This is a genomic window from Stieleria sp., from assembly GCF_041595215.1.
In the GTDB taxonomy this organism is placed as follows: Bacteria; Planctomycetota; Planctomycetia; order Pirellulales; family Pirellulaceae; genus Stieleria; species Stieleria magnilauensis.
In genome coordinates, this window is sequence record NZ_JBFHKV010000313.1 from 1 (window position 1) to 8,133 (window position 8,133).

Here is an 8,133-nt window from a genome sequence, read left to right on the forward strand (position 1 = left end):
CGGAATCGCCTAAAGGCTGGACACCAATACGCGCTGGTGTGCAGGCTTCAGCCGCCCAATTCGCTGCTCCGCAGCGACCCGGGAATCGCCTAAAGGCTGGACACCAACGGCGCTGGTGTGCAGGCTTTAGCCGCCCATTTCGCTGCTCCGCAGCGACCGAGAATCGCCTGAAGGCTAGACACCATCGGCGACTGAAAAAAGGGTGAGAAGCCTTTTTCTCAGTTGGCTCGCGGGTGCGCCCGTTCGTAAACCGCGCGCAGGCTGGCGGCGCTGACATGCGTGTAGATTTGCGTGGTCGCCAAACTCTTGTGACCGAGTAACTCTTGAACGCTGCGGATATCCGCGCCGCGGTCCAACAGATGCGTCGCGAACGAATGACGCAAGGTGTGGGGACTGGTTCGCGAATCGAGTTCGGCGACGGCCAGGTATTTCTCCAGCATCCGGCCGACACTTCGCGCGGTCAGGAGATTTCCGAAGCGATTGACAAACACCGGGGCCTTGCGTCCCAACGCCTGACTTTTGTCGCTGCGTTGGCGGCGTTTGGCGTAGGCTTCGATCGCCTTGATGGCGAACGAACCGAGCGGACAAATCCGTTCCTTCCGGCCCTTCCCGCGGACGCGAACGATTTGTTCGTGCGTGTCGATGTCACCGTCCTGAAGCCCGACCAGTTCGCTGACCCGCAATCCTGCCGAGTACATCGTTTCCAAGATCGCGCGGTCGCGCAGCCCGGCAACCTTGTCTGCCGGCGGGGCGAGCAATAAACGCCCGACCTCGTCGTCGGTCAACACGTGCGGCAGCTTGCGTTGCCGACGCGGATTGCGCAGCGGTTTCGCCGGGTTGCTCGTTGCCAGACCTTCACGCATCGCGAATTTATAAAAGCTGCGCAGCGCCGCCAGTTTGCGGGCGATGCTCGAACGGGCGTAATCGGCTTGCTGGAGCGCCGCTTGAAACGACCTCAGTTCCTGCGGCGAAAGCGAATCGGGATGCGGCACCTTGCCACGCGTCGCTTCGAGCCACTCGACGAAGCTGAACAGATCCTCGCGATAGGATTTGATCGTCAACTCCGACGCGTTGCGTTCGGTCACCAGGTATCGCAGGAACTGGGCGATCGCTGAGTGCATGCGGGCTCCTAGCTAAAGTCTTCGACCGACAGGTTGTCGAGTTCGTTATCGATCAACAGGTCGTCTTCGACGGGCACCGCGTCGCGGATCTTGCGACTCAGCATCGCCGCGTCGTACCACGAGAAGTCCAATTCGGGATTGGCGGCAAACCGTGCGAGCTGACGTAGCGTTTGGTCGCGATTGGCATCGTCGAACATGAAGATGAATTTCTCTTCGCCTTTGACCAAAGCCAGCACGTTTATCTCTTTGTCCATCTGCGTGGGATGCCTGCAATTGAGCGGAAGTCACGGATGCGATTCGGGGCGGTGGTGCGGCCGAGTAAATGATCTCGACCATTCGTCCCAGGGAGAGCTATCGGCATGCCGCGAGGCGGTACTGAGCGGCGTTGGCTGCGATCGTGATGCAAGCGTCGTTTTGTCGCGTTGCGGTCCCTACCAAAGCCAGTGATTCCCGAAACGCCCGAGGCGTCACAATCGTTCAACTCGAATCGACGGGGGACGACCGAATCCAACAAGAGGGATAAAACAACAATGCCTGCGAGCACGAATCAATCGCAACTCACAGGCATCCGGTCTTGAGGTCAACACCAGTGTGTCTTCCGAGAGTAGGTGTCTACCGAGGGTAAACGTACAGCGGTACGACGACCGTCTGGCGATACGGGTAGCGGCTACTCATCATCGGAATCGAATTCCAATTGGGACGCAGCGGTTCGTAGCCGGCCCACAGGTTTCGTTCCATCCGCTCCATCCGCTGTTGCGAACGGAATTGGGCTCGGGCTTGGCGGAGTTCGGCGGCGGTCGGCTCGCCGGCGGACAGGTCGGACGAACTGGGCACGACATCGACCAACCGGGGCGTGACGATGATGTCGGCGTCCTCGGCGGCAGGCTTCTGGGCAACGCGTTGCGGCGCAGCGGCTTCGGGACGGGTGATCTCGGGCGGAGCGATGTCCGGCGCAGAGGGTTCGGGAAACGGGAACTGGGCGAGGGCCGAGCCGGCCGTCAGGATCGATGCCATGGCGGCCCAGACGAGACCGAGCAGACCGTTTTTGAGGTTGGATTTCATGGGATTCCCCGGGGTAATTTTGGAAGGGCGGGTGGGAATCGAATCGGCATCATGGGTCCAGCGGTATGAGCGTGGCAAAAAACGTGAGGCCAAAAACCCTGCCAAACGGTCTCTTCGTGCCGGTTATCGGGTCATCGATGGTTATTTTGCTGCCATTGGCTCGATCCAACCGAAAAGTCACCCGTTCGGGGATGGTCATTTGACGCCAGTCTGCAAAGAATGACGCAGCACAGGCAAATCATCCCGCTCCACCCTGCTGGCGCCCCATGCCGAACTGTTTGCAGGGTCCCGCCCCCCTCATTCTGATTTTGGAGAACCCCATGAAAAACGTTTTACGAATCCTCGCCGGTTCCGCCGCAGCCGCACTGATGACTTTTTCACTCGGCTGCCAACCTCCAAAACCACCGGCGCCGGCTGCCGACAGCTCCGAACCGGCCGCGACGGTGACCAGCAATACCAGCGGCAGCAACACCACCAGCAACATGACGGGAAACACGACCACCGCCAGCGAAACGCCCGTCGGCGAAACGCCGTAGCGGACGAACAAGAGCAGATTGCGGTCGCCGCCACCCCCGACAGGTCTTCTTCAGACGCATCGGGGGGCGCCAACGCCTGGCTCCGCCTTCGACACCATTCGGGCGATCCGTTTGACGGGATGTTGTGATAAACTGTGACGGTCGTGGCTCGCCGCCACCGAAGCACCCCGTCAACGCTCCCTATCGACCCGCGCTCTATGAAACTTTTTCCGTGGTTGCCCGCGATCTCGTGTGCCGCAGTCGTCGGCACTGCAGTCTTCGGCGCCGCCTTGCTGGTTCCGGCCTTTGCATCCCCTGTTCAGGCGACGGAGGTGCAGATCGAATTAAGCTCGGGTGAAATCGTCAGCGGCCAATGGGCCGGGACGACCGCTTCGTCGCTTCAACTCCATGACGGATCGTCGCTGCGAAAGTTGCCCGCCGACCAGGTCGTCACTCTGAAGCTGGCTGCGTCGCAGGAGACGTCGGCTGGCCCGACGATCAACGTCACGCTGACGAACGGATCGTCCCTCTTCGCGCAAGACGTTTCGATGGATGACACGACGGTCAAAATTGAACCGCGGCGTCAATCCGCAATCAATGTTCCGATCAATCAGGTGCGTTCGATCCGCTTTCGTCAGGGCGGACCGGCTACCGATCCGCAGTGGTTCGGCTTGGAGGACAAAGAGCAGCGTAGTGATTTGATGGTGATTCGACGCGGCAATGACCAGCTCGATCCGATCGAAGGCGTGGTGGTCGGCTTGGATCCGCAAAACCTGCTCTTCGAACTCGACGGCGACAAAATCGAAGCGCCGCGAGACCGCCTGGAGGGCGTTTTTCTTCGCTCGGCTGCGTCCTCGGATGCGAGGGCAGCGGTCAAGGTCAGCGACATTTATGGTTCCACGTTTCTGGTCGCCCGTCTGGAACCCAGCGACGCGACCGACGCGATCGAGATCCTGTTGCCTGGCCAAGTCCGCCATCGCATTGCGTTGGATCAGATCCAGCGCATCACGTGGTCCAGCGGTCGAGTCATGTTGGCGCGTGAAAGCCCCGCCTCCAACGGAATGTCCCCCCTGTTGCAAACAAAATTGCCGACCAGCCTGATGACCGATTGGTTCGGACCGGCGGCCGAGGGCGAAGATCTGGTGATGGTCGCCGGAGGAAACGCCGAGTATCGCGTCGAGCCTGGATTCCAAACGCTGGCCGGAAGCGTCGGGCGAGATAAACTTGTCTCCGCCGGCGGCACCGTTACCGTTCGCGTGGTCGTCGATGGCCAGGTGCAATGGGAACAGTCGCTGACCGATGCGAGCAGCAAAGGATTTCGCGTTCCAGTCGCGGGCGCCAACCGCGTCCGGCTGGAAGCCTTGGCAGGCGACGATGGTGACGTCGGAGACCAAGTCCGATTCTTGAAACCCAGGTTGATCAAGTGAGCCGACGAGTGAACGACCGATTGCCGCGATCCGCCGCGCTTTTCACCGCGTCGGTGTTGGCGCTGTTTGCCATCACGCCGTTCTGCCCGGCACAAGTGTCGCGCGCACAAGACGCTGCACCCGATACCATTTCGATCGCCGGCCCTCTCGAGTTGGATCCGCTGCTGCAGTCGGTCGAACAGGCGCGTGTTGCGGCGATTGATCGCGCCCGTCCCAGCGCCGTCAGCGTGTTTGTGCCCGGTGGCGGAGGCGGCGGGAGCGGCGTGCTGATCTCACCGGACGGCTTCGCGCTGACCAACTTTCACGTCACCAGCCCCGCCGGAACGTTCATGCGTTGCGGGTTGAGCGACGGCCGCGTCTACGATGCCGTCTTGGTCGGACTCGATCCGGTCGGCGACTTGGCGATGATTCAGCTGCTCGGACGCGATGATTTCCCCTATGCCACGCTGGCCGACAGCCGACAAGCCCGCGCCGGCGACTGGTGCATGGTGATCGGCAATCCGTTCCTGCTGGCGACCAATCTTCAGCCCACCGTGACCTGGGGAATCCTCAGCGGCGTCGGGCGTTATCAGTATCCTTCCGGCACGTTGCTGGAATATGCCGATTGCCTACAGACCGATGCGTCGATCAACCCCGGAAACTCGGGCGGCCCGATCTACAACGCTGACGGCGAATTGCTGGGCATCGTCGGGCGGTGCTCCTTCGAAAAACGCGGACGTGTCAACGTCGGCGTCGGTTACGCGATTTCCATCAACCAGGCGAAAAACTTCCTCGGCTATCTGCGCAGCGGCCGCATCGTCGACCACGCCACACTCGGCGCGACCGTGACGACCGATCCCGATGGCGGAGTCGTCGTCAGCAACATTCTCGAATCCAGTGACGCGTACCGACGCGGGCTTCGCTACAACGCCCAAATCCTGGAAATCGATGGCCGTCCCGTGATGACCGCAAACGATGTTCAAAATGTGCTGGGTACCCTGCCCAGTGGATGGCGTGTCCCGGTCACGTTTCGCTACGACGGAATCACCAAACGCGTCCCGGTACGATTGATGGGCGTTCATCGCCAGGACGAACTGCTGGCCAAAATGTCCTCGGCCCTGCCGCCCCCACCGCCGGTTCCAGATCAACCGGAAGACGAAAACGACGCGGAAGAAAAAGACGGCGAGGAAAATCAAGACAAAAACGAAGACGATGACGAGACGCCTCAACCGCCCGATCGAAAACGGGCGCGGCCGCCATCACCCCACGGCAGTGCCAAACCGGCGATCCCCAAATCGGTTTCCGACCTGATCATCCAACGCCGGGGATTCGCCAACTATCACTTCAATCAAGTTCAGCAGGACCGTTTCATCGACTCGCTGCGGAACCAATTCCCCGCCGATCAATTTCCCGCCGATGCGGAATCGAAATCCACTGCGTGGACCATCACCGGCAAGACCGGCGAGGCGGAGGTCAAACTCAGCGTCGCCGACGATCAGTTTGCGATCCTTGTCGGTGAAACGGCGATGCAGGCGACGAAACGATCGGAGCTGTATGACGCGGTCGATACCGATTCGATCGCCGGGATTCTGCCCGCGCTGGATGCCTGGCGGACCATGTTGAAACTCGGCCCCCAAAAGTTCGGCGAAGCGTATTACCAAGGCACGATGCCGTTAGGCGGCGAACGCCCCCTCCGCGACTGCATGATCGGTCTGTACGGGGACATGGAAGTGCGTTGGCTTTCTCATCCCGAAAGTGGTTTGGTCGAATGCGTCGAAGTGTTCGCCGATCGCGACTCGGACCCGGCGGAACTTTGGATCCTTCGCGAGGGCGACAAGATCAGCGGATTGGAATTGCGTTACGGAACCGACGTCGCACTGAACGTCACGATCAGCGACTGGAAGCAAACGGAGACCGCACAGCCATGATGCCCACGCGTCTTCCCTCGCCAACCCTCGCTGCACCGCTGCCCCGACTGGCCTGCCTGCTGGCCGGTCTGCTCACCTGGCTGCCGATCACAGCCGAAGCGTTGGCCCAGCCGCCCACTGCACCCATCACACGTGAAGTCCAACAGCGTGTGGTCAAGATTTACGGTGCCGGCGGAATCAAAGGGCTGGAGGCCTACCAAAGCGGTTTTCTGGTTTCACCGGAAGGCCACATTGCGACGGCTTGGAGCTATGTGCTGGACGTCGAACCGATCGTGGTGCTCGATGATGGACGCCGGTTCGAATCCACGATCGTGGGGATCGAGCCCGCGCTCGAGCTGGCGGTCTTAAAAGTCGACGCCTCTGACTTGCCGTACTTCGAAGTCGACAAAGAACTCCATGCCCAGTGGGGTGATCCCATCTTGGCCGTCAGCAATCTGTTCAACATTGCCGCGGGCAACGAACCGGCCAGTGTGATGCAAGGCACCATTGCCGCGGTGACCAATTTGGACGCACGGCGCGGGACCTTCCAAACACCCTACCGCGGCAAAGTGCTGATCCTGGATCTGATCGCGAACAACCCGGGTGCCGCCGGCGGCGCGGTGGTCGATGGCGAGGGCCGCTTGATCGGCATGCTGGGGAAAGAGCTTCGTGACAGCGGCACCGGGGTCTGGCTGAATTATGCCTTGCCGATCGATGCGCTCCGAACCGCACTCGGTGACATCATCGCCGGTCGCACGACGACCGTCCCCAAAGAAGAGAACCCCGTGCTGCGACGGGACCAGTCGCACAACCTGACGACACTGGGATTGGTGCTGGTGCCCAACGTCCTGGAATCCACACCGGCCTACATCGATGCCGTCGCCCCCGACTCGCCGGCGGCCGATGCAAAACTGCGGCCAGACGATTTGATCTTGTTGCTGGAAGGACAGCGTGTCGGTGACCAACAAACCCTGATCGATCTTTTGCGTCGGATCGATCGGCGCGATGCCGTGTCGATCACGATCCAGCGCGGCAACGAAGTGCTGCCGATTCGTTTGCAACCTTAGGAGCCCGCCGCGTGGTGAAATTAAAAACGGTCTACTGGTTCACGGTCGTGTCAGCGTGGCTGCTTTCAAGCACCGTCTGTTCGGCACAAAACGACACCGCAGAGTATCGTCAAGCGATGGCCCGCGCGGTGCGCAACGCTGCCGAGCGTGTCTTGCCATCGATCGTTTCCATCGAAGTGATCGGAGTGGCCGAAGTGGCCGGCGGCGGCAACCAGCAAAGCGAAGTCGCCCAAGACGCACCGTCCTGTGGGATTGTCGTTGACGCAGACGGGTACATCGTCGCATCGGACATCATCGTCCGTCGTCCATCGGCCAGCATCTTGGTCGTCTTGCCCGACGCGACTCGACTGGCCGCAACCCTCGTCTCCCGCGACTATCACCGCGGTCTGGTGATGCTCCGGGTCGATACCAAAACGCCCCTGGTCCCCATCGACTTGGCCGAAGCGGTGAACACGCCGATCGGGTCAACCGTCGTCGCCATCGGACGCTACGGCGGCGATCGATCGCCGATGGTCAGCAGCGGCATCTTGAGTGCCACCGGCCGATTGGAAGGCACGATGTTGCAAAGCGACGCACGCGTCTCCCCATCGTTTTACGGCGGCCCGTTGGTCGATCTGTACGGAAACGTGATCGGTGTCCTGGTCCCCGCAGTCGCCGAAGGCGGAGCGCCGGACGACACCAGTTGGTACGACTCGGGAATCGCGTTCGCCGTCCCGTCGCCGGTGTTGGCAAACAAACTGCCGCGTCTGCGTGCCGGAGAAGACATCCGCAAGGGGCTGATCGGCATCGTCCCCAAGGCCAAAGACCCGTACGCCGAAGACACCGAACTGGCAGCCGTCCGCAGCCGATCCCCGGCGGAAAAATCCGGTATCCAGCCCGGGGACTCCGTCGTTGCCATCGGCGGCAAACCCGTGCGGATGTTTCAGCAAATCAAACAAGCCCTCGGCCCCTACGATGCCGGCGAGTCGCTCGAGATCACGTTGCGTCGAAACGGCGAAACACGGACCGTCAGCGTCACGCTGGCCGAGTCGATTCCCCCGTTGAATCCGCAGCGC

The 8,133-nt window shown here is 61.3% G+C and carries 8 protein-coding genes; 5 read left to right on the plus strand and 3 right to left on the minus strand.

What is annotated here, in order from left to right; translation table 11 throughout:
* Positions 1-218: 218 nt before the first annotated feature.
* The 3 genes from xerC to ABX749_RS13810 form a co-directional block, all read right to left on the minus strand.
* The gene (gene xerC / locus ABX749_RS13800; RefSeq protein WP_145218136.1) at positions 219-1,121 is read right to left on the minus strand and encodes a tyrosine recombinase XerC; all 903 of its coding nucleotides are present in this window, start codon (positions 1,119-1,121) and stop codon (positions 219-221) included.
* An 8-nt stretch (positions 1,122-1,129) separates the two neighbouring features.
* On the minus strand, positions 1,130-1,375 hold the full coding sequence (locus ABX749_RS13805) for a hypothetical protein (RefSeq protein WP_095740473.1): 246 nt from the start codon (positions 1,373-1,375) through the stop codon (positions 1,130-1,132).
* A gap of 358 nt (positions 1,376-1,733) precedes the next feature.
* Positions 1,734-2,183: a hypothetical protein gene (locus tag ABX749_RS13810; RefSeq protein ID WP_372896486.1), complete on the minus strand. Its 450-nt coding sequence runs from the start codon at positions 2,181-2,183 to the stop codon at positions 1,734-1,736.
* 320 nt (positions 2,184-2,503) lie between these two features.
* Between ABX749_RS13810 and ABX749_RS13815 the strand changes: the two genes are divergently transcribed.
* The 5 genes from ABX749_RS13815 to ABX749_RS13835 all read left to right on the plus strand — a co-directional run.
* Positions 2,504-2,719 (plus strand): hypothetical protein, encoded by a 216-nt coding sequence (locus ABX749_RS13815; protein WP_145218132.1) that lies wholly within the window; start codon positions 2,504-2,506, stop codon positions 2,717-2,719.
* Positions 2,720-2,916: 197 nt separating this feature from the next.
* Positions 2,917-4,125 (plus strand): NPCBM/NEW2 domain-containing protein, encoded by a 1,209-nt coding sequence (locus ABX749_RS13820; protein ID WP_372896487.1) that lies wholly within the window; start codon positions 2,917-2,919, stop codon positions 4,123-4,125.
* Positions 4,126-4,133: 8 nt separating this feature from the next.
* Complete coding sequence (locus ABX749_RS13825; RefSeq protein WP_372896488.1) at positions 4,134-6,032, plus strand: S1C family serine protease; 1,899 nt, start codon at positions 4,134-4,136, stop codon at positions 6,030-6,032.
* Positions 6,029-7,078, plus strand: coding sequence for a S1C family serine protease (locus ABX749_RS13830; protein ID WP_372896489.1), 1,050 nt, complete (start codon positions 6,029-6,031; stop codon positions 7,076-7,078). Before ABX749_RS13825 ends, ABX749_RS13830 begins: the two co-directional genes overlap by 4 nt.
* A 14-nt stretch (positions 7,079-7,092) precedes the next feature.
* Positions 7,093-8,133, plus strand: a 1,041-nt coding sequence (locus tag ABX749_RS13835; RefSeq protein ID WP_372896490.1) for a S1C family serine protease, incomplete at its 3' end; no start/stop codon positions are given.